The following is a 24,523-nucleotide window of genomic DNA, read 5'->3' on the forward strand; positions in this document are numbered from 1 at the left end:
CGGCGACGCCGGTTCAGCGGGTGGCGGGGGCCTTCGGCGCGTCGGGCGTGCCCGCCGCGCCGGCCTTCTCGCGTGGGGCCGAACCGGCCACCACGCGGCTGCGCCCGGACGGCCGGCGGATGGCGGCGACGCCGACGCCGGCCAGGACGATCAGGCCGCCCAGGGCCGCCAGGGGGCTCGGCAGGACGCCCATGAGCGCCGCGTCCAGCGCCAGCGCGGCGACGGGCACCGCGTAGAGCACGAGGGAGCTCGTCGAGGCCGTGGCCGCCTCCAGCACCCGCGACCAGGTGCAGAAGGCCAGCACCGTGCAGCCGAGGCCCAGCCACGCCACCGCGGCGCTCTGCTGCCAGCCGGCCGCCGCCACCTGGCTCGCCGCCTCCGGGGCGAAGAACAGCAGGGGCACCAGGCCGAAGAGGCTGCCGTAGAAGATGCAGTCCATGCCGGAGTAGCGACGCAGCAGGGGCTTCTGGAGGATGAAGGACGTCGCCTGGGCGGCCGCCGCGAGGACGACCATCGCCATGCCGGAGTGCGAACCGCCCCCGCCGCCGCCCGACATGGCGACCACCAGGGCACCGGTGAGGGCGACGAGGAGTCCGCCGACGCCCCAGGCGCCGGGCCGCTCGCGCAGCACGAGCATGCCCAGGACGGTGGCGAACACTGGGGACGTGGCGACGAGCATGGCGGCCGTGCCGCCCTCGACGTGCCGTTCACCGGCGTAGAGCAGCAGCTGATAGGCGGTCATTCCGGTGAGCCCGAAGCCCGCCATCCGCAGCATGTCGCCGCGGCGCAGCCTGCTGATACGGCCCGTGAACAGGAACGGCAGCAGCAGGACGACGGCGACGGCCAGCCGCAGCACGGCCATGGCGGTCGGCTGGTAGCCGTCGAGCGCGACACGGATCGCCGGGAAGGCCGAGCCCCACAGAATCGCGGTCACGGCCATGAACTTCCAAGGAGTCGCCACTCGGCGCTCGCCCACCAACGGAAACACCGCCTCTGACGGTCGGGAAAGCCAACATCAACGACGCTACCGAGCTTCGCTCCATAAGTCGAATAAAGAATTCCGCCATTGGATCAAAGAAATCCTTTGGGTTTGATGGCGGGAGCCGTCCGTCCGGATGGCCCCCGCCGCCGGGCGGCGCGGCCCGCCCTCTCGTACGGTCGGACCACGGACGGACACCGGATACCGGACCGGACAGCGGACGAGCGGACGGCAGAGGAGCACCGGGTGATGAGCGGCCTCGAGACGGCGGACCATGTCAGCGTTCATCTCACCGGCTGTGGCCAGGAGGACGCGGGCACCGTGTTCGGTGCCCTGGAAGCGGCGTTCCCCGAGGTCAGCGGTCCGGAGGCAAAGGCGCCGACCACAGCGGGGGCCAAGGGCGCCACGGTGTGGTGCATGGTCGTCGACGCGCGGACCCGGGCCACCCCGCGCGCCGTCGCACCGGCCCGGCTGGCCTCGCCGGTCACCGTCGACCTCTACGGCGCCGCCGACCCGGTGCGCCAGGTCAAGGAGGAGCTCGGCGTGGTCTTCGGGGTGGAGGACCACGGCACGGTACCGGGCGAGCACGAGCTGGAAGTACGACTCCAGCTGGGCTCGCACCCCGACGCCTAGCCAGGCCCGACCCCGCTGTCGCGCCCGCGCACCCGGAGGGATCCGGAGGTATAACGGGTGGTGTCGCGCCTCCGCCGAGGAGGGTCGGTCATGAAACACGACATCGGGCCACGTCAGACCATCGCGCCGCCCATCGAGGACCACGGCGTCATCGGCGATCTCCACACCGTCGCGCTGGTGGGCGTCGACGGCACCATCGACTGGTGCTGTCTGCCCCGCTTCGACGCGCCCTCCGTCTTCGGCACGCTCCTCGACACCGAGCGCGGGGGCTCGTTCTCCGTCCGGGTGCGCGACGTGGAGCGCACCAAGCAGATGTACCTGCCGGACTCCAATGTGCTGCTGACCCGGTTCCTCGCCGAGGCCGCGGTCGCGGAGCTGTACGACTTCATGGTGCCGGACCACCCGTCCTGCCCGGCGAGCAGCGTCCGGCAGATCGTCCGCCAGGTGCGGATGGTGCGCGGGAGCGCCACGGTCGAGGTGGAGTGCCGGCCGGCGTTCGACTACGCCCGCGCCCCGCACACGGTCGAGGTGGTCGAGGGCGTCGGCGCCGTCTTCACCGGTCCGGCCGGCACGCTGGTGCTGCGCTCGTCCGTGCCGCTGCGCGCCGAGGGGGACGCCGCCGTGGCCACCGTCGTGCTGGAGCGGGGCCGGACGCTGGAGCTCGCGGCCCAGTGGGGCGGCGACATCCGCCCGTTCGCCCCCGGCGAGGCGTCCCGGCTGCTCGACGACACCCTGCGCTACTGGGACGGCTGGCTGCGCCGCTCCACCTACCAGGGCCGCTACCGGGAGGCGGTCGAGCGCTCCGCGCTCGTGCTCAAGCTCCTCGTCCACCAGCCCACCGGCGCCCTCGTCGCCGCGCCCACCACCTCGCTGCCCGAGTTCCTGGGCGGGGGCCGCAACTGGGACTACCGCTACACCTGGGTCCGGGACGCCGCGTTCACGCTCTACGCGCTGATGCGGCTGGGGTTCACGGAGGAGGCGGCGGCGTTCATCGACTGGCTCCACCACCGCTGCATGGAGGCGCCACCGGGCACCGGCCTCCAGGTGCTCTACGGCATCGACGGCCGCTCCGAGCTGCCCGAGACCGTCCTCGACCACCTCGCCGGCTACCGCGGCTCCCGCCCGGTGCGCATCGGCAACGCCGCGGCGAACCAGCTCCAGCTCGACATCCACGGCGAGCTGATGGACTCGGTCTACCTCTACAACAAATACGGCGAGCCCATCTCCTACGAGCTGTGGGAGGCGCTGAGCCGCCAGCTCGAATGGCTGGAGAAGCACTGGGAGGATCCGGACGACGGGATCTGGGAGACGCGCGGCGGCCGCCGACGCTTCACCTACTCGGCGCTGATGACCTGGGTCGCCTTCGAACGGGCCATGCGCATCGCCCGCCACCGCGGTATGCCCGCCCCCGTGGAGCGCTGGCGCGACGCCGCCGCCACGGCCTACCGCTACGTCCAGGAGGAGTGCTGGTCGCCGGAGCTCGGCGCGTACGTCCAGTACGCCGAGAGCCGCACGCTGGACGCGTCCCTGCTGGTCATGCCGCTGGTGAAGTTCGCCGGCCCGTCCGACCCGCGCTTCCTGTCCACGGTCCGGCGGCTGGAGGACGAGCTGGTCAGCGACAGCCTCGTCCACCGCTACCGGACCGACGGCACCGACGGATTCGGCGACCGGGAGGGCACGTTCAACCTCTGCTCCTTCTGGTACGTCGAGGCGCTGGCCCGGGCCGGGCGGGTCGGCGAGGCGCGGTACATCTTCGAGAAGATGATCACCCACGCCAACCACCTGGGCCTGTACGCGGAGGAGATCGGCGCGGCGGGCGAGGCCCTCGGCAACTTCCCCCAGGCCTTCACCCACCTCGCGCTCATCAGCGCCGCGACCAACCTCGACCGCGCCGTCACCGCCAACCGCGCGCCGGCGTCCCGGCACTGCCGGCTCTGACCCCCATCGGGGCTCAGGCCCTGCCGGCCGTCAGAGGACGCCCACCCGGCCGCCGAGGTCCACGGTGCCGTCCCCGTGACAGCGCGTCAGGATCACGGAGCCCGCGCCCTGCCGGACGACGAGGTCCCGCCCGAGCTCGGCGGTGAGGGTCAGGGCGGCGGCACCGGTGGCCTCGTCCTCGACGATCCCGTCGCCACGCCGGGGGAAGCCCCGGGCCCGCACCCGCCCCGCCGCCTCGTCCTCCCAGGCCCAGGCGTACAGCCAGCCCTCCCCCGGCGGCGGCGCGGGCAGCGCGTCCACCTCGGCGACCGAGGCGAACCGCTGGGTGCGCCGCCCGGCCGCCCATCCGGCCCGCGCCCGGATCCAGGTGATCTCCCCCTCCTGCCACGTGGGCACTTCGCCCGCCGGTGGGCGCAGCACGTCCGCCGCCCGTCCCCGCCGTCGCAGCCACCACGCGAGACCGACCAGCGGATGCCCCGCGAACGGCAGCACGGCGCCGGGCGTCCGGATGTCGACACGGCCGGTGGCGGGGTCGTCGACGAATACCGTCTCGCTGAAGCCCAGTTCCGCAGCGATCCCCTGGCGGGACTCCGGGGGAACCCCGGGGCCGTCCTCGACGATCGCGAGCGGATTGCCGCCTTCGCCTTCCGGCCCCATGAACACCCGTACCACTATGTGATCAGCCATGCGGGTGATTGAAGCAGCTCCCGAGGAGGGTGACGGCCGTGGGCCTGAACAAGCGGCGGATGCTGGCCGGCGAGTGGTACCTGCCCGACGACCCCGAGCTGGCGGCCGACACCCGGCGCCGCGCCGGGCTCTGCGCGGCGTACGACGCGGCCGAGCTCGCTCACCCCGCCGAGCGCCTCGCGCTGCTGCGCAGACTGCTGGGCTCCGTGGGCGACGACGTACGCGTCCGCGCGCCCTTCCGCTGCGACTTCGGGTACGGGATCAGCATCGGCAGGGGGACGTTCGTCAACTTCGGCGCGGTCTTCCTGGACGCCGCCCCCATCACGGTGGGAGAGGACGTACAGATCGGCCCGAACGTCCAGTTGCTCACCCCGACGCACGAACTGGACGCCGAGCGGCGACGGGCCGGGTGGGAGCGGGCGCTGCCGGTGACGGTCGGGGACAACGTATGGCTCGGCGGCGGGGTGATCGTCTGCCCCGGGGTGACCATCGGCGAGAACACCGTGGTGGGCGCGGGGTCCGTGGTCGTCCGGGATCTGCCGGCCGGGGTGCTGGCGGTGGGAAATCCGGCCCGGGTGGTGCGCTCCCTGACCACCTGACCGACGCACCCATTTGCTCCACATCGGTGACGGCTTAGTGTCCGGGAGGCCCGGGCGAGGAAGAGGCACAGCGTGCTGCCCGACTTGTCCGACCCCCTGACGACCCTGGTGCGGCGTCACCGGGAGCCCGCCGTGGTCCAGGCGGTCCGCTCCACGCTGGCGGCGGTGATCTCCTATGTGGTGGCCCTCCAGCTGAGCAGCGAGCCGGCGCCGCTCACCGCTCCGCTCACCGCGATCCTCGTGGTGCAGGTCACCCTCTACTCCACCCTCACCACCGGCATCCGCAGGGTGAACTCCGTGGTGGCGGGGGTGCTGATCGCCATCGGCTTCAGCGTCGTCGTGGGCCTGACCTGGTGGAGCCTGGGGCTGATCATCCTGGCCTCGCTGATCATCGGCCGGTTCGTCCGCGCGGGTGAATTCGTGCCGGAGGTGGCGATCAGCGCCATGCTGGTCCTCGGGGTGACCCGGGTGGGCTACACCGCCTGGGACCGGGTCCTGGAGACGCTCATCGGCGCCGTCGTCGGCCTGCTGTTCGACATCCTGTTCGTCCCCCCGGTGTGGGTGCAGCCCGCCAGCAAGGCCATCGAGCACCTCTCCCGCCGGATGGGACGGCTCCTCCAGCGGGTCGGCGAGGAACTCGACGGCCCCACCCCGGTCGCGGAGGCGGCGGCCCGGCTCCACGAGGCGCGCCGCCTGGACCACGAGATCGTGCAGGTGGACGCCGCACTGCGGCAGGCCGAGGACAGCCTGCGCTTCAACCCCCGGGTCAGGGAGGGGCTGCTCCACCGGGTCGTGCTGCGAACCGGCCTCGACGCCCTGGAGATCGCCGCCGTCGTCCTGCGCGTCATCTGCCGCACCCTCACCGACCTCGCCAAGGAGCGCACCGGGGCGCCCCTGTTCGCCCCCGATGTGGCGGAGGCGATGCGGGAGGTGTTCCTTCACCTCGCCCGCGCGGTGGAGAGCTTCGCCGTGCTGATCACCACTCAGGTGAGCGCCAACGCCGAGGAGGCCGAGTCCCGGCTCGTCGCCGAACTGGCCGCCGGCCGTACGAGCCGCGACCGCGCCGCGGAACTGCTCCTCCAGGGCGTCCGGCGGCACCCGGGCCAGTGGCAGCTCCACGGGGCACTGCTGGCGGAGGTGGACCGGATCCTGGACGAGCTCGACGTGGAGAAACGCACCGAGCGACTGGCCGAGGAACTGGACCGCGCCGCCCGCGAGCAACGCGACCGCCACCCCACACTCCACCGCGTCCAGCGGCGCCTCCGCAGCACGGGCTACGGCTGGCGCAGCGCCACGGGCGGGGAGAGGGGACGTGGCTGACGGCGGCCTCGGCCGACGGCCTAGGATCACACCCGCCCGGGCGGCCGGAACGGCGCGGACCCGGGGTAACGAGTGAGAACAACGGGGAAAGGCCGATCAGGACATGCGACTTACCGGCAAGCGCCGAATAGCGATCGCCGCCACGGGTGCCGTGGCGGCGATCGCGGTGACGGCGCAGGTCATGCCCAGCGCGTTCGGCACCGAGGACACCACGGCGGGGGCCACGACCGGGACCATGGCGGGAGCCACGGCGAAGACCGCCGCCGCACCGGTGGACGACCCGTCCGGCGAGGCGGACTCCGGTGCCGTCTCCGCGGCCGACGGGACGGTCTTCCGGGACGGCGTCATGTCGCTGGGCGCGGCACCCGCGCACACGAAGGCGGCGGCGGTGGCCGCCGCGGCGTCCCAGGGCGAGGGGTGGAAGCTGGCGACCGGCATGACCGCATCGCTGGCGGCCGGCTACACGATCAAGTTCTACGACCAGAAGTCCGTGGACTGGCTGGGCCGCTATGTGAAGGCGTCCGCCGCCGACCTCCAGCGCGTCACCAGTCTGCCCATCAGCGTCGACACCACCCCCGTGGGCTGGGACTACTCCCGGCCCAAGGGCGAGATCGTCATCGGGGTGCTCAAGCGCCCGTGCGTACCGCCCGCGGACAAGGGGCAGACCGGCTGGAAGATCGTCCGTGATGGCTCGGGCGCCCCCAATCTGAGCTGTGGTCTCATCTCCTCGTCCGTCCCCGGCACGGTGACCAGCGGGCACGCCTATATCGACACCGAGTTCTTCACGGCGGACGGCAAGCCCGCGCCCTCCTGGGGCGAGACGTTCATGCGGAACCACATCAGCCACGAACTCGGCCACACCATGGGGCTGACGCACGCGGACCGCAGCGCGACGCGCGGTGACTGCGCCGTGGGCAAGGACTCCGGCGAGAAGCCGGTGATGTGCACCGCGAACCACGGCTACGCGGACGCCCGCGCGGGCACCTACGTCCAGCAGTTCGACGCGCAGGGCCTGCGCACCCTCGCCGCCGGTGCCGGCGTGGCCGTGCCGCCGCAGGGCAAGGTGACCGGGCTCGGCGGCAAGTGCCTCGACGTCAAGGGCGGGAAGGCGGACAACGGCACCCAGGTCCAGCTCTACACCTGCAACGGCTCGGTGGCGCAGTCCTGGATCGTGGGGAAGGACGGTACGTTCCGCGCGCTGGGCAAGTGCCTGGACGACGCGCGGAACGCCACCGCCGACGGCAACAGGATCGAGCTCTTCGACTGCAACGGCGGTGCCTCGCAGCGCTGGTCGGTGAACGCCAAGGGCCAGATCGTCCACGTCGCGTCGGGCAAGGTCCTCGACGTGACCGACGGCGCCACCGCCAACGGCACCAAGGTCCAGCTGCACACGGCGAACACCGACAAGCGCCAGCTCTGGTCCGTCCCGAAGTAGCGCCCGCCCGAAGCGGCGCCCGTCTAGTGCGCCCCCTCCCCCTCCGGGCGGCCGGTCGCGCGGCCCCGGCGGGCCGGGGCGCGGCCGGCCGGCTGCTCGGGGGCGGGGCCGGTGGGGATGGGCGGGATCTGGCGGGACTCCGGGGAGGCGGAGACCAGAGCCATGCGCTCGCCGCAGTGGCGGATGTCGAGGCTGTCGCCGTCCAGCAGGGTGTACGTGGCGGTTGTCCCGGTGATCTCCACGCGCACCCGGCGCTGCCGGAACTGGACGGTGAAGGCGAGGCGGCCCAGTTGTTCCGGCAGCCGGGGGTTGAAGGCGATGAGCCCGTCGTCCTCGCGCATCCCGCCGAAGCCGATGACGAGGGCGAACCAGGTGCCCGCGAGGGAGGCGATGTGGATGCCGTCGCGGGTGTTGCCCTCCAGGTCGGAGAGGTCCATCATCGCGGCCTCGCCCACGTAGTCGTAGGCGAGCCGCATATGGCCGACCTCGGCGGCCATCACGGCCTGCCCGCAGGCGGACAGTGAGGAGTCGCGCACGGTCAGCTGCTCATAGTAGGCGAAGTTGCGGGCCTTCTCCTCCGGGGTGAAGGCGTCCCCGCGCAGGCACATGGCGAGGACGAGGTCGGCCTGTTTGACGACCTGTTTGCGGTAGAGGTCGAAGTAGGGGAAGTTCAGCAGCAGCGGGTACCGCTCGGCGTGGGTGCGGGCGAAGTCCCAGAGCTGGTGGCGGGTGAAGCCCTCGGACTGTTCGTGGACCTCCAGCTCCGCGTTGTAGGGCAGGGTCATCCGGGAGGCCGCGTCCCGCCAGGCGGCCGTCTCCTCGTCGTCCACGCCCAGGGCCGAGGCGAGGTCGGGGTGGCGTTCGGCGGCGGCCGCGGCCTCCCGCAGATTGTGCTGGGCCATCAGGTTCGTATAGACGTTGTCGTCGGCGATGGCGCTGTACTCGTCCGGCCCGGTCACCCCGTCGATGTGGAAGTCGCCGTGGTGGTCGTGGTGGCCCAGGGAGCGCCACAGCCGGGCGGTCTCCACCAGCAGGGGCAGCCCCACCTCGCGTTCGAAGGCGTCGTCGCAGGTGGCGCGGATGTAGCGGACGACGGCGTCGGCGATGTCGGCGTTGATGTGGAAGGCGGCGGTGCCGGCCGGCCAGTAGCCGGAGCACTCGCTGCCGTTGATGGTCCGCCAGGGGAACGCCGAGCCCGCCAGGCCGAGCTGCCGGGCCCGTTCCTGGGCCTCGGGCATGGTGTTGTACCGCCAGCGCAGGGCCTGTTCCACGGCCTGGGGCGCGGTGTAGGTGAGCGCGGGCAGGACGAAGGTCTCGGTGTCCCAGAAGCAGTGGCCGTCGTAGCCGGGGCCGGTGAGTCCCTTGGCGGGCAGGGCGCGGGCCTCGCCGCGGGCGCCGGCCTGGAGGACGTGGAAGAGGGCGAAGCGGACGGCCTGCTGGATCTCGGCGTCACCGTCCACCTCGACGTCGGAGCCCGCCCAGAACTCCGCCAGATAGGCGCGCTGTTCGTCGACCAGGCCCGCCCAGCCGGTGCTGGTGGCGGCGGCGAGGGCGGCGTCGACCTGGTCGCGCACGGCGGGCGCCGAGCGCACCGCGGACCAGCCGTGCGCGACGATCTTCTCCACGCACAGCTTCTGCCCCGGTCGCAGCCGTGAGGTGACGGTGAAGCGGCCGAGGTCGTCGCTGCTCTCCGACGCGGTCTCGGCCTTGGCGCCGTTGACGAAGTGCGCGGCGGCCACGCCGACCCGCAAGCCGCTGCGGGCGGTGCGGTGCAGCAGCCGGATGCGTGATTCGTGGGCGGCGTGCTCCTCGGAGACCAGCGGGGTCTCCAGGACGGCGGCGGCGCGCGGATCGCCCTCGGCATTGGGCAGTTGTTCGTTGGCGACGAGCTCCGACTGGACGACGATCCGCATCTCGTCGTCGAGGGGCTCGATCTCGTAGGAGACGGCCCCCACCGCGCGCTGGGTGAAGGACACCAGCCGGGTGGAACGGACGCGTACGCTGCGGCCGCTGGGCGAGGTCCACTCGGCGGTGCGGTGGAGCAGCCCGGTCCGGAAGTCGAGCAGCCGCTCGTGCTTGTGGCACTTCCCGTAGCGCAGGTCGAAGGGCTCGTCGTCGACGAGGAGCCGGACGAGCTTGCCGTTGGTGACGTTGATGATGGTCTGGCCGGACTCCGGATAGCCGTAGCCCGCCTCGGCGTACGGCAGCGGCCGGAACTCGAAGACGCCGTTGAGATAAGAGCCCGGCAGGCCGTGCGGCTCGCCCTCGTCGAGATTGCCCCGCCAGCCGACGTGGCCGTTGGAGAGGGCGAAGACCGATTCGCTCTGGGAGAGCACGTCCATGGAGAGCTCGGTCTCGCGCAGGCACCAGGGTTCGACCATGTAGGACGGATGGGTGATCACGGGGCCTCCCCCAGCAGTTCCGCGAGGTCGTCGACGACGACGTCGGCGCCGTGCCGGCGCAGTTCCCCGGCCTGGTCGGCCCGGTTCACGCCGACGACGAAGCCGAAGCCGCCGGCCCGGCCGGCCTCCATGCCCGCCAGGGCGTCCTCGAAGACGGCGGCCGCCTCGGGGGGTGTGCCGAGGTCGTGGGCGGCGGCGAGGAAGGTGTCGGGGTGGGGTTTGCCCGGCAGGTGCCGGTCGGCGGCGACGAGCCCGTCGATCCGCACCTCGAAGAGGTCCTCGATGCCCGCGGCGGCCAGTACGGCTCGGCAGTTGGCGCTGGAGGAGACCACGGCGCGGCGCAGCCCGGCGTCCCGGGCGGCCTGGGCGTAGCGGACCGATCCGGGGAAGGCCTCGACGCCCAGCTCCTTGATCTTCTCAAGGACGAGGCCGTTCTTGCGGTTGCCGAGGCCGTGGACGGTGTCATGGTCGGGTGGGTCGTCGTCGGCGCCCTCGGGGAGGTGGATGCCGCGTGAGGCGAGGAAGGAGCGGACGCCGTCGGCGCGGGGCATGCCGTCGACGTAGCGGTCGTAGTCGGTGTGGTCGAAGGGGCGGAAGGCCGCTCCGTCGCGGCGGCGCAGGAAGGCGTCGAAGGTCTCCTTCCAGGCCGCCTCGTGGACGGTGGCGGTGCGGGTGAGGACGCCGTCCATGTCGAACAGGCAGGCGCGGACGGTGTCGGGCAGGCCGAGACGGGTCATGGTGTGGTGCCTTCCCCGCCGTCGTCGGTGTCATCCGGGAGGTACCAGTGGTGCGGCGCGATCAGGTCGTGGACGGCCTCGGGTCCCCAGGAGCCGGGCGGGTACGGGAGCACTTCGCCGGGCGCCTCCAGCAGGGGGGCGGAGACCTCCCAGAGCCGTTCGATGCCGTCGGAGCGGGTGAAGAGGGCCTGGTCGCCGAGCATGGCGTCCAGGATGAGCCGTTCGTAGCCCTCCAGGCCGTTCTGCCGGCGGACGGAGTCGGCGTAGCGGAACGTCATCCGGGCCGGGCCGAGCCGCATGCTGGGGCCGGGCTGTTTGACGAGGAAGCGGGCGGCGATCCAGCCGGGGTCGTCGAAGTCGACGACCATGGTGTTGGCACGGTGTTCGGCCCGGGGCGACGCCTCGGGGAACATCCGCAGCGGGGGCTCCTTGAAGTGGAGGGTGACGACCTGTCGCCGGCGGGCGAGCGACTTGCCGGAGCGCAGATAGAAGGGGACGCCGGCCCAGCGCCAGTTGTCGATCTCGGCGCGCAGGGCGATGAAGGTCTCGGTGCCGGAGTCCGGGTCGACGCCGGGCTCGGCGCGGTAGCCGTCGTACTGGCCGCGCACGGCCCGGCGGGGGTCGAGCGGCCGCATCGCCTGGAACACCTTGTTCTTCTCGTCCCGCAGGGCCTTCGCGCCGAGGTCGACGGGCGGTTCCATGGCGACGAAGCCGAGCACCTGGAAGAGGTGGGTGACGACCATGTCGCGGAAGGTGCCGGTCTGTTCGAAGAACGCGGAGCGGCCCTCGATGCCGATCGCCTCGGGTACGTCGATCTGGACATGGCTGATGTGGTCGCGGTTCCAGATGGGCTCGAAGAGACCGTTGGCGAAGCGGAGGGCGAGGATGTTGTCGACGGACTCCTTGCCGAGGAAGTGGTCGATGCGGAAGACCCGCTCCTCGTCGAAGACGGTGTGGAGGGTGTCGTTGAGGGCGCGCGCGGAGGCGAGGTCGGTGCCGAAGGGTTTCTCGACGATGACCCGGGCGCCGTTGGCGAGTCCGGTGCGGCCGAGTTCCTCGACGACGGAGGCGAAGGCGACGGGCGGTACGGCCAGGTGGTGGAGGCGGCGGGGGCTGCCGCCGAGGTCGCGTTCGGCCGCGCGGACGGCGTCGAGCAGCGGCCGGGTGTTCCCGGGGTCCGCGGCGCCGAAGCTCAGGGTGCGTTCGAAGGCCTCCCACTCTGCGCCGGCGGGCTCGGCGGAGCAGAACTCGGCGACGGCGTCCCGGGCACGCGCCCGGAAGTCCTCGTCGGTGAGCGCGTCCGAGCCGGGCGCGGAGCCCACGATGCGGTAGGCGTGGGGCATGAGGCCGGCCAGGGCGAGCCGGAAGAGGCCGGGGAGGAGCTTGCGCCGGGCGAGGTCGCCGGTGGCGCCGAAGAGCACGATGACGTGGTCGTCGGGGGTGACGATCCCGGTCCCGGCGGCCGGCGGCGCGGGCTCCGCTCGCGTGGGGGTGGCCTTCACATCCCCTACCTTCCGGCAGCCCCCGCCCGCGCGCGATTCGCATCACCCGTTCGGACGGCGCGCGGGGTGGGGGCGGGGTGGTCAGCGGACGGGCAGGGCCAGGCCGGTCGCGGCGGAGTGGAGGGTGAGGGTGGCCCCGGGCGGGTTGCGCGCCACGTACAGCGGGTCGGTGCCGGTGACGACGAGGGCGAGCCGGTGGCCGGCGGGCAGGTCGTAGACGGTGGCGAAGAGGTCGAAGGACGCGTCGAAGGGGGTCCCGGGGGTGCGGTGGGAGAAGGAGTACGGGGCGTGGGTGACGAGCGTGCCGGTGCCGGTGGGGCCGATGTCGTAGAGGGTCGCTACGAGGGTTCCCTCCGCCGCCGAGGGGGTCACCCGGGTGCGCAGGGCGGGGATGCCCCGCAGTCGCCGGGGGCGGCGGCCGGGGGACGTCCACCAGACGGCGGCGGTGCGGTGGCCCGCCGGCGTGGCGTCGGCGGGCGGGCCGGGGGCCGGGCCGGTGGCGATCACGGGGTCGGGGCCCGTCCTCGGCTCCAGGCGGGGGACGTGGGTGCCGGAGGCGGTCGCCCACAGGTCGTCGTACTGCTCCCCGGAGTGGCCGGGCGGCCGCCCCCGGGCCTCCAGGAAGACGGGCGGCTCGGTGCCGGCGCCGCCGGGCCCGCCCCGCAGGTGGTGGTCGAACCAGCGCTCCGCGCTCGCCGCAGGCGCCTCCGTGGCGTGGTCGTCCCGCCGGTACTCCAGGCGCTTGGCCGTGCGGAGGCGGCTGAAGTACCGCCCGTTCTGGTTGGGGGACTCCACGGCCCCGGACCAGGTGTGGGCCAGCAGGACGGCGGGGGCGTGGGCGTTGAGCCGGTCCAGGTGGGTCATCGGCGAACGGGCGGCGGCGAAGGAGCGGAAGGCGGGCGTGGGGTCGGGGTGCTCCGCGTACTCCCGCAGGGCGCGGCGTACTTCCGGGCCCGGCCGGACCGCCCCGGGCCGGGCCGCGGCGTGGAAGAGGGGGTGGGCCCGCCGCCTGGTGCCGCCGCCGTAGAGCCCGTCGAGGAGGTCCACCCAGCCCCCGAGGGCGGCCACCGCCCGTATCCGCCGGTCCTCGGAGGCCGCCAGCAGTCCGATGCCGGCTCCGTACGCCGTGCCGTACAGGCCCACCCGCCGTGCGTCGGCCGGGGTGCGGGCGAGCGCCCAGGAGATCACCGCGGAGGTGTCGGCGACGTCCTCGGGCCCGGCCATGCCGAACGTGCCGCCCGAGCCGGGCAGGCCGCGCGGCCGGTAGCCGACGACGACGTACCCGGCGGCGGCCAGGCGCCGGGCCGCCGGGCCCTGGTGGGCGGCGGGGTCCGGGAAGAAGGAGGCCGGCATCACGACCAGCGGGTGGGGTCCGCGGCCGGCGGGCTCGTAGACCTCCGCCCGGAGCCGCACCCCGGGCGCGACCTCGATCGAGGTTCCGTGCGGGCCGCCGGTGGCGGTCCGGACGGCGGCGGGCGCGGCCACGGCGGACACCGTGACGAGGAGGACCGCCACCAGGGCGGCCAGGGCGGACCGGACGGCTCGCATGGGTCACCTGCCGACGGGCTCGAAACGGGCGCGGGTCACCGGAGCGCGTCGGTCCGGCGCCCCGTGGAAGCCCGCGACACGACGGGCATACTTACTGACCGGAGCCTCTCGGACACGGAGGGTAATCAGCAAGACATCCCGGCGCCGGGCCACCCGTCCTGATGAACAACACCCGCCCGGGGATTGGGCGTTGGCGCATAGGGGCAGGGGGCCTCAGCGCCGGGCGGCGGGGATGACAGGGGTGACGGGGAGTTCGCGCGGGCCACGCACCAGGAGCCCCGGGCGGTACGGCAGCCGTTCCGGCTCGGTGGCCAGGGCCAGGCCGGGGAGCGCGCCGAAGAGACGCGGCAGGGCGATCGCCGCCTCCATCCGGGCCAGGCGGGAGCCGAGGCAGAAGTGCGGTCCGTGGCCGAAGGCGAGGTGCGGGGCGGTCCGTTCGGCGCCGCGAGTCCGTTCAGCGCCGCCGTCCGCCGCCGGGCCCGCGTCCGCGAGATAGCGGGCGGGCCGGAAGTCATCCGGGTCGGGGAAGCGCTCAGGGTCGCGGCCCGCCGCCGCGAGTACGACGAGGACGGACTCCTCCGCCGGTATCACCGCTCCCCCGCCGAGGTCGACGGGCTCCGTCGTACGCCGCCAGGTCGTGCCCTCCAGGGGGCTGGCGTGCCGCAGGGTCTCCTCGACCACGGCGGCCCAGCGCGCCTCGCCGCCCTCCCGGGCGGCGGCGAGCTCTCCGGGGTGGGTGAGCAGCAGCAGCGACGCGGAGGCCAGCAGGTTCATGGTCGTCTCGTAGCCCGCGAAGAGCAGCAGGAACGCCATGGCGAGCAGCTCGCCGTCGTCGAGGCCGCCCTCGCTCGCGTCGTGCACCAGCGCGCTGAAGAGGTCGTCGCCCGGGGAGCGGCGCTTGTGCGCGATCAGCGCGGTGAAGTACGCGTGGAGCGCGGCCCACGCCTCGTCGGTCGCCCCCCGCTCCAGGGCATCGGAGGGCGAGCCGACCCGGTAGGTCCACTCCCGCAGGTCCGCCCGGTCGGCCTCGGGCACGCCCAGCACCTCGCCGATCACCAGCACGGGCAGCGGGAAGGCGAAGGAGTCCACCAGATCGGCGGTCCCCTCGCGCGCCAGCAGCCCGGACACCTCGGCGACCAGGCCGTCGGTCAGCCGCTCGATCCTCGGGCGCAGCGCGTCCACGCGGCGCGGGGTGAACGCGGCCGTGGTCAGCCGGCGCAGCCGGAGGTGGTCGGGGGCGTCGGAGTTGAGCATGTGGCGGGCGAGGCAGGCCCGGGCCCGCTGGGCCTGCGAGTCCGGCTTGGGGCGGCCCGCGCGGGGCGGCGGCACATTGGAGAAACGGGGGTCGGCGAGGACCTCCCGCGCCCGGTCGTAGCCGGTGACGAGCCAGGCGTGCGTGCCGTTGGCGAGGGCCACCCGCGCCACGGGTCCCCGGGCGCGCAGCCGCGCGTAGTACGGGTACGGGTCGTGTGCGAAGCCGGGGTCCGCGGGGTTCAGGGTTTCGGGCACCCGCTCATCCTCACCGATCACGGTGCGTTCCCGGCCCCGGGGCCTTGTCAGCGCTGTGGGGGCCGGCCTGTGCGGTTCCTACAAAGCGCTCAGAGGATCAAAGCGCTCAGGCGGACATGGCCGGGGTGCGGCTCACCGTGCGGCCCAGCCGGGCGACGGCCCGGGCGAAGGCGGCCGCGTCGTGGACGGCGGCCCCGCCGGGGTCGTTGTTGAAGTACGAGTAGACGTGGGCCCGGTCGGGCCAGGTGTCGGCGATCCGCCCGGCCCAGCTCGCCAGCGCCTGCCGGCCGTAGCGGGGCCACGGCTCGGCCGCGCCGACGTGGAACCGGACGTACCCCCAGTCCGCCGTGCGCCACAGTGGGGTCACCGGCCGTGAGTCGTGGTCCGCCCAGCACAGGGCCGCGCCGTGGTCCGTGAGGACGGAGCGGACCTCCTCCGTCCACCAGCTGTCGTGCCGGGGCTCGACGGCCACGCGGGTGCCCGCCGGGAAGCAGCCGAGGACGGTGTCCAGGGCGGCGGCGTCGCCCCGGAGCGTGGGCGGGAGCTGGAGCAGTACGGGCCCCAGCCGGTCCCCCAGCCCGGCGGCGTGCCGCATCAGCCGGTCCACGGGCTCCTCCGGGTCGCGCAGCCGCTTGATGTGGGTGAGGTAGCGGCTGGCCTTGACGGCCATGACGAATCCCTCGGGGACGCGGTCGCGCCAGGCCGCGAAGGTCTCCGGCGTGGGCAGCCGGTAGAAGGCGTTGTTGTTCTCGACGGTGGCGAAATGCCCCGCGTACTCCTCCAGCCACAGCCGTTGCGGTACATCGGCGGGGTAGAGGTCGCCGCGCCAGTCCTTGTACTGCCATCCCGAGGTTCCGACGAGGAGGGGCATGGCTGATCCCTGCCCCGGGGCCGCGCGCGTAGTTCACTGGTCCGCGTGGAATGCCTCTTCTGCGCGATCGCGGCCGGCGAGGCCGACGGACACCGGGTCCTCGCGGACGGGACGGCGGTGGCGTTCCTCGACGCGCGTCCGCTCTTCCCCGGCCATGTGCTCGTCGTGCCCCGGCGGCACATCGAGACGCTCACCGATCTGCCGCCGGAGGAGATCGGTCCGTTCTTCGGCCGGGTCCAGCGGATCGCGGGCGCGGTGGAGCGCGGCATGGGCGCGGCCGGGTCGTTCGTGGCCGCGAACAACCGGGTCAGCCAGTCCGTGCCGCACTTCCATGTACATGTGGTGCCGCGCAACCGCAAGGACGGTCTGCGCGGCTTCTTCTGGCCGCGCGGGCGCTACGCGTCGCAGGACGAGGCGGCGGAGGTGGCGGCCCGGATCCGGGCCGCCCTGGAGGACTAGACGAGGACCGGACGAGGACTAGACCAGGGGCGGCGCCGCGTGGACTATCACTCCCGATCCGGTCATATTGGAAATACGTTGAGGTTTACGGGATGACGGAGCCCGGCCCGGGGGGCCGGAGGTGTACCCATGCGATTCGACGACCGAGTGGACGCGGGCCGGCGCCTCGCCGCCCGGCTGGAGGACCTCCGCGACACCGGCCCGGTGGTGCTGGGCCTGCCGCGCGGCGGGGTCCCGGTCGCCTTCGAGGTCGCGCACGCGCTCGGCGCCCCGCTGGACGTCATCCTCGTCCGGAAGCTCGGCGTCCCCTACCACCGGGAGCTGGGGTTCGGCGCGATCGGCGAGGGCGGGATACGCGTCATCTCCGAGGACATCATGCGGATGAGCCGGGTCGACGAGGACGATCTCGCCGAGGTGCAGCGCGCCGAGGAGGCGGAGCTGGTCCGGCAGGCGCAGCGCTTCCGGGGCGGACGGCCGCGGATCCCGCTGACGGGCCGGACCGTGATCGTGGTCGACGACGGCATCGCCACCGGCGCCTCCGCGTCGGCCGCCTGCCGGGTGGCCAGGGCCGAGGGGGCGGCCCGGGTCGTGCTCGCCGTGCCCGTCGCACCCCCGGACGCGGCCGAGCGGATCGGCCCGGAGGTGGACGAGCTGATCTGTCTGAGCACGCCGCCCCTCTTCTCCGCCGTGGGCGAGTGGTACCGCGACTTCTCCCAGACCGCCGACGAGGAGGTCGTCGACCTGCTGCACAGGAGCGCCCGTGAGACCGGCGGGAACGATGACGAGGGCGCGGAGGGCGACGGGGACTGCCCGGGCCCGGCCCGCAGCGGCCCCGTCGAGCTGCCGGTGGAGGGCGGGCGCGTCCGCCTGCCCGGTGATCTGGACGTGCCCGCCGGAGCCCCCGGCGTCGTCGTTTTCGCCCACGGCAGCGGCAGCAGCCGCTTCAGCCCCCGCAACCGCGCGGTGGCCGCGGCGCTGGGTGAGGCGGGGCTGGGCACGCTCCTGTTCGACCTCCTCACCCCGGAGGAGGAGGCCGACCGGGCGAACGTCTTCGCCGTCGGGCCGCTGGCGCGCCGGCTGACCGAGGTGACCCACTGGCTGCGGCGCCGGACCGCCCTGCCCGTCTGCTACTTCGGCGCGAGCACGGGCGCGGCGGCCGCCCTGCTGGCCGCCGCCGACGCGGCGGAGGAGCACGCGCGGGGCGAGGGCGAGGACATCACCGCCGTGGTGTCCCGGGGCGGCCGCCCCGACCTGGCCGGGAACGACCGGCTGGCCCGGGTCACCGCGCCGACCCTGCTCGTCGTCGGCGGCCGGGACGAGACGGTCCTCGATCTCAACCGGCAGGCGGCGGCCGCGCTCCGCTGCGAGAACCGCCTGGCCGTCGTGCCGGGCGCCACCCATCTCTTCGAGGAGCCCGGGGCCCTGGACGCCGTGGCGGACCTCGCCCGCGAGTGGTTCACCGGGCATCTGGCGGCACCGCCCGCCCCGGCGGGCTGAATCGGCGGGCTGAATCTTCGTCATATGGCAGGTGAGCACCATGGAGAAGATCGTCGACTGCGCCATCGACATGCAGTTCCGGGAGATCGACGCCACCACCCAGGCGGCCGTCCGGCTCCGGATGCACGACGGCGCCGGGCTGAGCGCCCAGGGCATCGCCAACCGCAATCCGGACGACCGCCGCCAGCAGCGCGTCGGCGAGGAGATCGCGGCCGCCCGTGCCCTCAACAACCTCGCCGAGCAGTTGCTGAGCAAGGCCGGTGACGACATCAGGGAGGTCATGCACGAGGACACGCAGCTGACGCACTGAGCACGAGGAGCGACCATGCCGCACACAGCCGACTGGGAGGTCAGCCTCCACCTCTTCGAGGACAACGGAAGGACGACGGCGCGAGCGGTCCTGGAGACGGGCACGTCCTCCCTGACCGGCACGGGCACCGCCCAGTGCGCACCCGGCGACCGGGACGTGCCGGACATCGGCGACGAGTTCGCCGCGGCCCGCGCCCTGCGCGACCTCGGCGGCAAGCTCCTGCGGACGGCGGAGCGGGACGTGGAGGCCAGGGGCGCCGCTCCCTCCCCCAGGGAGTCGACGCCCTACGGCTGGACCATGTGAGCATGTGAGCATGTGAGCACGCGAGGAGGGCGGTCACCCCCGCTGCGGGGCGACCGTGAGCGACCGGACGCGGCCCGCTTCCTTCTGCCGGCCGAGCCGGTCCTGGAGGGTGCAACCGCGATCCGAACAGAGGGGCGGTTATTTGAAGGCGCTCTCGCCCCCGGCGAAGAACCTGAGGATGGTCAGGACGGCGACCACCTGCATCAGGATATAGGCGACCTGCGCGGAGAAGCCGCGGATCTGGTAGATGGACAGCAACAGCCCCATGCGGTTGGGCCAGAAGCGCCGTTCGGAACGGAAGGTGTCGGCGTCCATGGCCAGGCTGGTGAGCGTGAGCACGAGGAGCATGAGGGAGACGGCGACGGCGACGTTGCCGAAGTCCTGGTCGGTGATCAGGCTGCCGAGCACGCCCAGGCCGACGAGGAGGGTATAGGCGAGGGTCAGGCTCAGGGCCCGGGCGGGACCCCGGCGGCCCGGCAGCAGGCGCCAGAGCGCTCCGAGGACGAGGCCCGCGCCGGCCCAGACGATCTCCCAGTAGACGAACCGCCAGAACACGTCGGGAACGCCGAAGAAGTACATCCCCCAGCGCATCCACTGGTCCTCGGGCCCGTAGAACAGCCAGACGAGAAGAGCGCTGCCGGGGAGGCCGAAGGCGGCCGCCAGGACGGCGGCGTGGCGGGCGTTGTCCCACCACTCGGCGTGCGGCCCCCAGCTCAGGGCGACGTCGACGACGGTGATGTGGGACGGCAGCAATTGCCGTGCGACACCGCCGCCGACGTCGCGATCCGGCCGCCAGCGGTGGAGCCCGCTGAGCTCCTTCTCGATCGCGTGCCGGCGGAGGGCCGCGTCGGCTCCGCCCTGGTCCCCGGCGCGCAGGGCGACGGTCAATTCGCGGAACCGCCGGGCGCGGGCGATGAGGTGGCTGCGTTCGGCCTCGGTGATGGTCTCGCACAGTTGCGGAGAGCCGTCGCCGCATCCCTCGAAGTGCTGGGCGAGCACCGAGCGGCGCCGGCCGACGGCGAGCAGTCCGTAGAGCGCGGCGATCCCGAGCACGAACCAGAGGGGGGTGAAGGCCTGGAGTCCGGCGTAGGAGCCCTGGCGCCAGACGACCACGATGGCGAAGAACACCGCGAGCAGAAGACGGTCGAGGGGGCCGGGGCTGGCGTAGGGGACGGCGGGGGCGAGGTCCCTGGCCCGGAGCAGGGCGACGATCGCGAGACCGCCCAGGACCCAGACGTGGGTGTAGTACCAGAGCGGGACCTGAGCCGCGTAGTGGACCGAGTCTTTGACGAGTGCGGTGACATGGTGCGAGTGGTAGTTGCCGGCACCGTGGTCCATCAGCCAAGTGGTCCGTTGCCACTTGTGCTCGTCGAACCAGGCCGCCCACATGACGAACAGGGCGACGACCGCGACGAGTGCGGGGCCGAGCCGGCGCAGCCGCCAGGGGACCGTCTCCGGGCGGAGCAGCCCGCCTTTGTGGGCGAGCGTCCAGCCCCACAGTACGAAACCCGCCAGCCACAGCCACTGTACGGCCGCCGCCAGCGCCACCAGCACGGCGAAGCCGGCGGAGTCGGTCCGTCCTTTGACATCGGCCAGTTGCGCGGGGAGCCCGAAGAGGGACGGCGCCATGGCCACCAGTCCCGCTGCCGACGCGATGGCCGACGAGGCCACCAGGAAGGACCTCCTCGGCCGGGCGGTGACGACGAACAGCCAGCCGGCCAGCAGGCCGATGAGCACGCTGTCGCCGATCCAGTTGGGGCGCTTGTCGGCGGGAATGTCGAGGACGGCGAGGATCGTCTTGTACAGCAGCAGGACCATGACGCCCAGGACGGCCTTGAGCACGCCCCATTGCCACAGGGCGGTGCCGCTGTTGCGTTCCAGGTTGGTGAGCTCGGGTCCGGCGGGCTGACGACGGGCGCGCAGGGCCGCCAGGACGATGACGACCGATGTGCCCAGCCACCATGCGGTCACACCGGCGGCGTTGGCCACCAGCAACGTCGCGGCCTGATCGCTGGCCGCCCAGCCCCGCTGCCAGGGCGGCACCATCCGGACCGACACCATCGGGCGCGGCCCGGCGGTAACGCCGAGCCCGGTCCACACCATGCGCCCACCGCTCTCGCTCGACGGCATGGGAGCGACCTTGGAGGCGCCGAGCCCGCCCGGGTCGATCTGTACGCGGTCCCAGTGGGCGCCCTTGAGTGCCGGTGGGGCGACGAGATCCAGGTCCCATTCCTTGCTGTGGACGCCCACACCCCACGGCCCGACGTGAAAGGGCGGCCCGCCGTGACTGAAGAAGAAGAGCGTCTCGTAGCGGACCTCGACCCGGGACGCCCCGGCCTTGACCTGCGGGCTGTGCGGGCGCCACTCCTCGGGGCGATCCATCGACTGCGGATCCCGCAGGAGACAGCGCATCGCACGCTGATAGTGGGCGGAATCCTCGCTCAGCAACAGGTCGTCGGCATACGGCCAGCTCGCCGGCACCTGCACCGTCATCAGGCCCTTGGCCTCCGGGACGGAATGGGCGTGGTTCGCCAGCCGCAGATCGACCTGCGTGTGGGCACCGGCCAGTTGTCCCGTATGACAGTCGTCGGCCCGCGGGGCCCCGGCGGCGTACGCCCATGCGGGCCACCCGACCGCCCAGCAGACGAGGCAGGCGAGCAGCACCACGGCACAGCGCCGCCACGGGCCCCCCGTCACGACGGCATGCGCCACCCTCCGGGGCCGCCCTCACACCGTCCGCCGCCGTGCTGCGCCCGGCACGTTCTCACGACGGCATGCTCCTGTCGGCCGGGCAGCCGCTGACGGGGGTGCACTGGAGAATCACCTGGCACACCTCCCCCTCGGTCTCTTCGCCGCCATCGCCGCCCCTCTTGACGAACCGCCATTGGGAGGGCCGGGTGTGGCCGGTGGTCGCGGCCTTCTCGACCTGGATGCGCAGCGTGCGCGCCGCGATGTCGTGGCTCTCGACCAGGACCTCGTCGGCGGAGACGGGGAAGTGGTCGTGCAACAGGCACAGGCCGAAGCGGTCGAGGTTCCCGTGTTTCTCCAGCACGGCCACCAGGTCGCGTACGAACTGGCTGTCCTCGGGCCCCAGGCCCTCGGCCTCCCCGAAGGAGGGAAGCATCCGGTCAGGAGAGGTCGTCCGGTTACCCATGGCTCGCTCCTTGCTGAGACGTTCAGTTGGCAGACAAAACCTTAGGTACATACATTACTCACCGCAATCCAGACATGCCGGTGAGTCGCCGGCCGCTTCGTGGCCCCGGCCGCCGCCGGGGCGCGGGCGGAACCGAACAGGGGGCCGATGCCGTGGGCCGGTTTCCGCCCGTTTCCCCCGGCGAAGTATCGAAAGGGGAGTCACTGAGAAGGGGGAGGCCATGACCGTGATCGTCGGGCTCGCGCACAACGGGCGGGTGCATCTGGGTGGGGACTCGGCCGGTGTCGCCGGTCTCAGAATCACCGTGCGCCGGGATCCCAAGGTGTTCCGCAACGGCCCCTACGCCATGGGCTTCACCACCAGCTTCCGCATGGGACAACTGCTGCACCACGCGTTCAGGGCGCCCAGGCCCAAGGGCGACCTGGACCGGTTCATGACCACCGTCTTCGTCGACAAGCTGCGCGCCTGCCTCAAGGACGGCGGCTGGGCGCGCAAGGACTCCGAGCAGGAGCAGGCGGGAACGTTCCTCGTCGGCATATACGGCCGCCTGTTCACCGTCTACGACGACTACCAGATAGCCGAACCCGCCGACGGCTACGCGGCCGTGGGGTGCGGCGGCGAGTTCGCGCTCGGCGCGCTGCACGCCACCGCCGGTCTCGGCCTCAAGCCCCGGGCGCGCCTGTCCCTGGCGCTGACGGCCGCCGGGTATCACAGCGCCGGGGTCTCCGCGCCGTTCAGCTACGTCACCGCGCGAAAGCGCCCGTCCTGAGCGAGGACCCCGGCGGCGCCGTAGTGTTCCGGGGGCGTGCGGCGCGTGCGGATCGGCGCGCACCGGTGTTCACCACCGCACCACCGGCCCGGATGAACGGGCCGCGGTCCGGCTGGTTTTCGCCTCCGGTGGCCGGGAATCGTCGGCGCGATGGAGATTCCCGGGGCCGGAGGGGTTCTATGCCTGCTGCGAAGAGCGGGAAGCGGACCACGCCCGTCTCCTCCGCGCCCAGGGCCGCCGACCGGAGCGGGGAGACGGAAACCGACGTCCTCGGCTGTTTCGCCCTGGACGCGTCCGGCCGGCTCTCCCCCGGCCGGCTGCTGGAGGTGCTGGGCGAGGCGGGCATCCTGCGCGACGACCCCAGGATCGCCGAGACCGTCGCCCATCTGGACCGCGTCCGGCCCGCGCCATCGGCGACCGAGCCGCTGCTGCTGACCCCCGAGGAGTTCACCGCCGCGACCCGGCACAACCGGGGCATCATCGAACGGGCCGCCTGCGGGGAACTCGTGGTTCCCGACTTCCCCGCGCTGGTGGCCGACCTGCGGCGCATCCACGAGGAGGTCCGCGCCGACCGGAGCGGCTCCGTCGCCGCGTACATCCCCCAGCTCGCGCGGGTGGACCCGGAGCAGTTCGCGATCTCGGTGTGCACGGTGGACGGGCAGCGGTTCTCCATCGGCGACGCGGACGTCAACTTCTGCCTGCAGTCGGTGTCCAAGACCGTCGGCTACTGCCTCACCCTTGAGGAGCACGGGCCCGACACCGTCCACCGCCACATGGGAAGGGAGCCCAGCGGCCAGGGCTTCAACGAGCTGACCTTCAACAAGGCCGGGCTGCCGCACAACCCGATGATAAACGCCGGTGCGATCATGAGCTGCGCGCTCATCCAGCGCGCTCTGGACGCCGCGGACCGCTTCGACTTCGTCGCCGAGACCTGGAAACGGCTCGCCGGCGGGCGGAGCGTCGGATTCAACAACTCCGTCTACCTGTCCGAGCGCAGCACCGCCGACCGTAACTTCGCCCTCGGCTACTCGATGCGCGAACGCGGCGCCTTCCCTCCCGGCACCGATCTGCTGGCCACCCTCGAGTTCTATATCCAGTGCTGCTCCATCGAGGTCGACGCCCGCCAACTGGCCATCGCGGCGGCCTCCCTGGCCAACGCCGGGGTCTGCCCGCTGACGGAGGACCCGGTGTTCTCCGCACAGACCGTGCGCCACTGCCTGTCGCTGATGTCCTCGTGCGGGATGTACGACTTCTCCGGCGAGTTCGCCTTCACCATCGGCCTGCCCGCCAAGAGCGGCGTATCGGGCGCACTGATGCTGGTGGTCCCCCAGCTGATGGGCATCGCCATCTGGTCGCCCCGGCTGGACGGCCACGGGAACTCGGTCCGGGGTATCGAGGTCTGCCGACGGCTGGTCGACTGCTACAACGTCCACACTTACGACCTGCTCACCGGCACCGGCGCGGAGTCCGGGAAACGCGACCCCCGTCTCAAGCGCCACCAGAGCGCCACCGAAGGCATCGTAGGCCTGTGCTTCGCCGCCAGCCGGGGCGACGTCAACGAGATCCGTCGGCTGGCCGCCTGCAATGTCCCCCTCGACGCCGCCGACTACGACGGACGCACCGCCCTGCACCTGGCCGCGGCCGAAGGACACCGGAACGTGGTGGAGTTCCTGCTGTCCAGAGGGGTCGACCCCCGGCCGGTGGACCGCTGGGGCGGAACCCCCCTGGACGACGCCGACCGGTCCGGACACCAGGAACTGGCCCGGCTGCTGGCCGGGGCCGCGGACGCCACGCGGCCCCCGCGCCCGGGCGGCGCGTGACCGCCGCGCTCCTGTCGGGGTGCGGCGCGGCCGGAGTCGTGGAACGGTTTT

General features: G+C 72.9%; 21 protein-coding genes. 11 read left to right on the plus strand and 10 right to left on the minus strand.

Features of this window, described 5'->3' with window-relative positions:
- Positions 1-13 precede the first annotated feature (13 nt).
- Entirely contained in the window at positions 14-940 is a 927-nt protein-coding gene (locus RM609_RS05125; protein WP_311608244.1) for a DMT family transporter, read from the minus strand.
- Positions 941-1,228: 288 nt separating this feature from the next.
- Between RM609_RS05125 and RM609_RS05130 the strand changes: the two genes are divergently transcribed.
- Positions 1,229-1,612 carry a hypothetical protein gene (locus tag RM609_RS05130; protein ID WP_311608246.1) on the plus strand — a complete coding sequence of 128 codons (384 nt, stop codon included), beginning with the start codon at positions 1,229-1,231 and terminating at the stop codon, positions 1,610-1,612.
- Between the two features lie 90 nt (positions 1,613-1,702).
- On the plus strand, positions 1,703-3,550 hold the full coding sequence (locus tag RM609_RS05135) for a glycoside hydrolase family 15 protein (RefSeq protein WP_311608248.1): 1,848 nt from the start codon (positions 1,703-1,705) through the stop codon (positions 3,548-3,550).
- A gap of 30 nt (positions 3,551-3,580) precedes the next feature.
- On the opposite strand, the gene RM609_RS05140 is transcribed toward RM609_RS05135, so the two are convergent.
- Positions 3,581-4,237 (minus strand): PhzF family phenazine biosynthesis protein, encoded by a 657-nt coding sequence (locus tag RM609_RS05140; RefSeq protein ID WP_311608250.1) that lies wholly within the window; start codon positions 4,235-4,237, stop codon positions 3,581-3,583.
- A 38-nt stretch (positions 4,238-4,275) separates the two neighbouring features.
- On the opposite strand from RM609_RS05140, the gene RM609_RS05145 reads away from it, so the two are divergent.
- The 3 genes from RM609_RS05145 to RM609_RS05155 all read left to right on the plus strand — a co-directional run bounded on the left by RM609_RS05145 (position 4,276) and on the right by RM609_RS05155 (position 7,591).
- A complete protein-coding gene (locus RM609_RS05145; RefSeq protein WP_311608252.1) occupies positions 4,276-4,836 on the plus strand; it encodes a sugar O-acetyltransferase in 561 nt (186 codons plus the stop codon).
- 75 nt (positions 4,837-4,911) lie between these two features.
- Entirely contained in the window at positions 4,912-6,156 is a 1,245-nt protein-coding gene (locus RM609_RS05150) for an FUSC family protein (protein WP_311608518.1), read from the plus strand.
- Between the two features lie 103 nt (positions 6,157-6,259).
- The gene (locus tag RM609_RS05155) at positions 6,260-7,591 is read left to right on the plus strand and encodes a ricin-type beta-trefoil lectin domain protein (protein WP_311608254.1); all 1,332 of its coding nucleotides are present in this window, start codon (positions 6,260-6,262) and stop codon (positions 7,589-7,591) included.
- 23 nt (positions 7,592-7,614) lie between these two features.
- Here the strand turns inward: RM609_RS05155 and RM609_RS05160 are convergent, their stop codons facing one another.
- The 6 genes from RM609_RS05160 to RM609_RS05185 form a co-directional block, all read right to left on the minus strand.
- The gene (locus RM609_RS05160; RefSeq protein ID WP_311608256.1) at positions 7,615-9,993 is read right to left on the minus strand and encodes a glycoside hydrolase family 65 protein; all 2,379 of its coding nucleotides are present in this window, start codon (positions 9,991-9,993) and stop codon (positions 7,615-7,617) included.
- On the minus strand, positions 9,990-10,730 hold the full coding sequence (locus RM609_RS05165; protein WP_311608258.1) for an HAD family hydrolase: 741 nt from the start codon (positions 10,728-10,730) through the stop codon (positions 9,990-9,992). The genes RM609_RS05160 and RM609_RS05165 overlap by 4 nt, the downstream gene beginning before the upstream one ends.
- Positions 10,727-12,232, minus strand: coding sequence for a glucose-6-phosphate dehydrogenase (gene zwf, locus RM609_RS05170; protein WP_438828379.1), 1,506 nt, complete (start codon positions 12,230-12,232; stop codon positions 10,727-10,729). Before zwf ends, RM609_RS05165 begins: the two co-directional genes overlap by 4 nt.
- Positions 12,233-12,313: 81 nt before the next feature.
- The gene (locus tag RM609_RS05175; protein WP_311608261.1) at positions 12,314-13,780 is read right to left on the minus strand and encodes a CocE/NonD family hydrolase; all 1,467 of its coding nucleotides are present in this window, start codon (positions 13,778-13,780) and stop codon (positions 12,314-12,316) included.
- 213 nt (positions 13,781-13,993) lie between these two features.
- A complete protein-coding gene (locus RM609_RS05180; protein WP_311608263.1) occupies positions 13,994-15,289 on the minus strand; it encodes a cytochrome P450 family protein in 1,296 nt (431 codons plus the stop codon).
- Positions 15,290-15,395: 106 nt separating this feature from the next.
- A complete protein-coding gene (locus RM609_RS05185) occupies positions 15,396-16,160 on the minus strand; it encodes a DUF72 domain-containing protein (protein ID WP_311608265.1) in 765 nt (254 codons plus the stop codon).
- Between the two features lie 45 nt (positions 16,161-16,205).
- On the opposite strand from RM609_RS05185, the gene RM609_RS05190 reads away from it, so the two are divergent.
- The 4 genes from RM609_RS05190 (at position 16,206) to RM609_RS05205 (ending at position 18,729) form a co-directional block, all read left to right on the plus strand.
- On the plus strand, positions 16,206-16,619 hold the full coding sequence (locus RM609_RS05190) for an HIT family protein (RefSeq protein WP_311608267.1): 414 nt from the start codon (positions 16,206-16,208) through the stop codon (positions 16,617-16,619).
- A 129-nt stretch (positions 16,620-16,748) separates the two neighbouring features.
- The gene (locus RM609_RS05195) at positions 16,749-18,116 is read left to right on the plus strand and encodes an alpha/beta family hydrolase (protein WP_311608269.1); all 1,368 of its coding nucleotides are present in this window, start codon (positions 16,749-16,751) and stop codon (positions 18,114-18,116) included.
- A 40-nt stretch (positions 18,117-18,156) separates the two neighbouring features.
- The gene (locus tag RM609_RS05200; RefSeq protein ID WP_311608522.1) at positions 18,157-18,426 is read left to right on the plus strand and encodes a dsRBD fold-containing protein; all 270 of its coding nucleotides are present in this window, start codon (positions 18,157-18,159) and stop codon (positions 18,424-18,426) included.
- A gap of 15 nt (positions 18,427-18,441) precedes the next feature.
- The gene (locus RM609_RS05205) at positions 18,442-18,729 is read left to right on the plus strand and encodes a DUF1876 domain-containing protein (protein ID WP_311608271.1); all 288 of its coding nucleotides are present in this window, start codon (positions 18,442-18,444) and stop codon (positions 18,727-18,729) included.
- Positions 18,730-18,867: 138 nt separating this feature from the next.
- On the opposite strand, the gene RM609_RS05210 is transcribed toward RM609_RS05205, so the two are convergent.
- The gene (locus tag RM609_RS05210) at positions 18,868-21,426 is read right to left on the minus strand and encodes a DUF6185 family protein (protein WP_311608273.1); all 2,559 of its coding nucleotides are present in this window, start codon (positions 21,424-21,426) and stop codon (positions 18,868-18,870) included.
- 67 nt (positions 21,427-21,493) lie between these two features.
- Positions 21,494-21,883, minus strand: coding sequence for a hypothetical protein (locus tag RM609_RS05215; RefSeq protein ID WP_311608274.1), 390 nt, complete (start codon positions 21,881-21,883; stop codon positions 21,494-21,496).
- A gap of 220 nt (positions 21,884-22,103) precedes the next feature.
- On the opposite strand from RM609_RS05215, the gene RM609_RS05220 reads away from it, so the two are divergent.
- Together RM609_RS05220 and glsA are read left to right on the plus strand one after the other, a co-directional pair.
- Positions 22,104-22,652 (plus strand): hypothetical protein, encoded by a 549-nt coding sequence (locus RM609_RS05220; protein WP_311608276.1) that lies wholly within the window; start codon positions 22,104-22,106, stop codon positions 22,650-22,652.
- A gap of 179 nt (positions 22,653-22,831) precedes the next feature.
- Positions 22,832-24,472, plus strand: coding sequence for a glutaminase A (gene glsA / locus RM609_RS05225; RefSeq protein ID WP_311608278.1), 1,641 nt, complete (start codon positions 22,832-22,834; stop codon positions 24,470-24,472).
- The last annotated feature ends 51 nt before the right edge of the window (positions 24,473-24,523 follow it).

The sequence above is a fragment of the Streptomyces hesseae genome, from assembly GCF_031845785.1.
Taxonomy (GTDB): Bacteria; Actinomycetota; Actinomycetes; order Streptomycetales; family Streptomycetaceae; genus Streptomyces; species Streptomyces hesseae.

Coding starts and splice junctions, on each gene's coding strand:
- RM609_RS05165 (WP_311608258.1), bottom strand. CDS start 10,730: ATGACCCGTCTCGGCCTGCCCGACACCGTCCGCGCCTGCCTGTTCGAC.
- RM609_RS05155 (WP_311608254.1), top strand. CDS start 6,260: ATGCGACTTACCGGCAAGCGCCGAATAGCGATCGCCGCCACGGGTGCC.
- RM609_RS05135 (WP_311608248.1), top strand. CDS start 1,703: ATGAAACACGACATCGGGCCACGTCAGACCATCGCGCCGCCCATCGAG.
- RM609_RS05125 (WP_311608244.1), bottom strand. CDS start 940: ATGGCCGTGACCGCGATTCTGTGGGGCTCGGCCTTCCCGGCGATCCGT.
- RM609_RS05195 (WP_311608269.1), top strand. CDS start 16,749: ATGCGATTCGACGACCGAGTGGACGCGGGCCGGCGCCTCGCCGCCCGG.
- RM609_RS05130 (WP_311608246.1), top strand. CDS start 1,229: ATGAGCGGCCTCGAGACGGCGGACCATGTCAGCGTTCATCTCACCGGC.
- RM609_RS05185 (WP_311608265.1), bottom strand. CDS start 16,160: ATGCCCCTCCTCGTCGGAACCTCGGGATGGCAGTACAAGGACTGGCGC.
- RM609_RS05140 (WP_311608250.1), bottom strand. CDS start 4,237: ATGGCTGATCACATAGTGGTACGGGTGTTCATGGGGCCGGAAGGCGAA.
- RM609_RS05220 (WP_311608276.1), top strand. CDS start 22,104: ATGACCGTGATCGTCGGGCTCGCGCACAACGGGCGGGTGCATCTGGGT.
- RM609_RS05175 (WP_311608261.1), bottom strand. CDS start 13,780: ATGCGAGCCGTCCGGTCCGCCCTGGCCGCCCTGGTGGCGGTCCTCCTC.
- glsA (WP_311608278.1), top strand. CDS start 22,832: ATGCCTGCTGCGAAGAGCGGGAAGCGGACCACGCCCGTCTCCTCCGCG.
- RM609_RS05215 (WP_311608274.1), bottom strand. CDS start 21,883: ATGGGTAACCGGACGACCTCTCCTGACCGGATGCTTCCCTCCTTCGGG.
- RM609_RS05205 (WP_311608271.1), top strand. CDS start 18,442: ATGCCGCACACAGCCGACTGGGAGGTCAGCCTCCACCTCTTCGAGGAC.
- RM609_RS05200 (WP_311608522.1), top strand. CDS start 18,157: ATGGAGAAGATCGTCGACTGCGCCATCGACATGCAGTTCCGGGAGATC.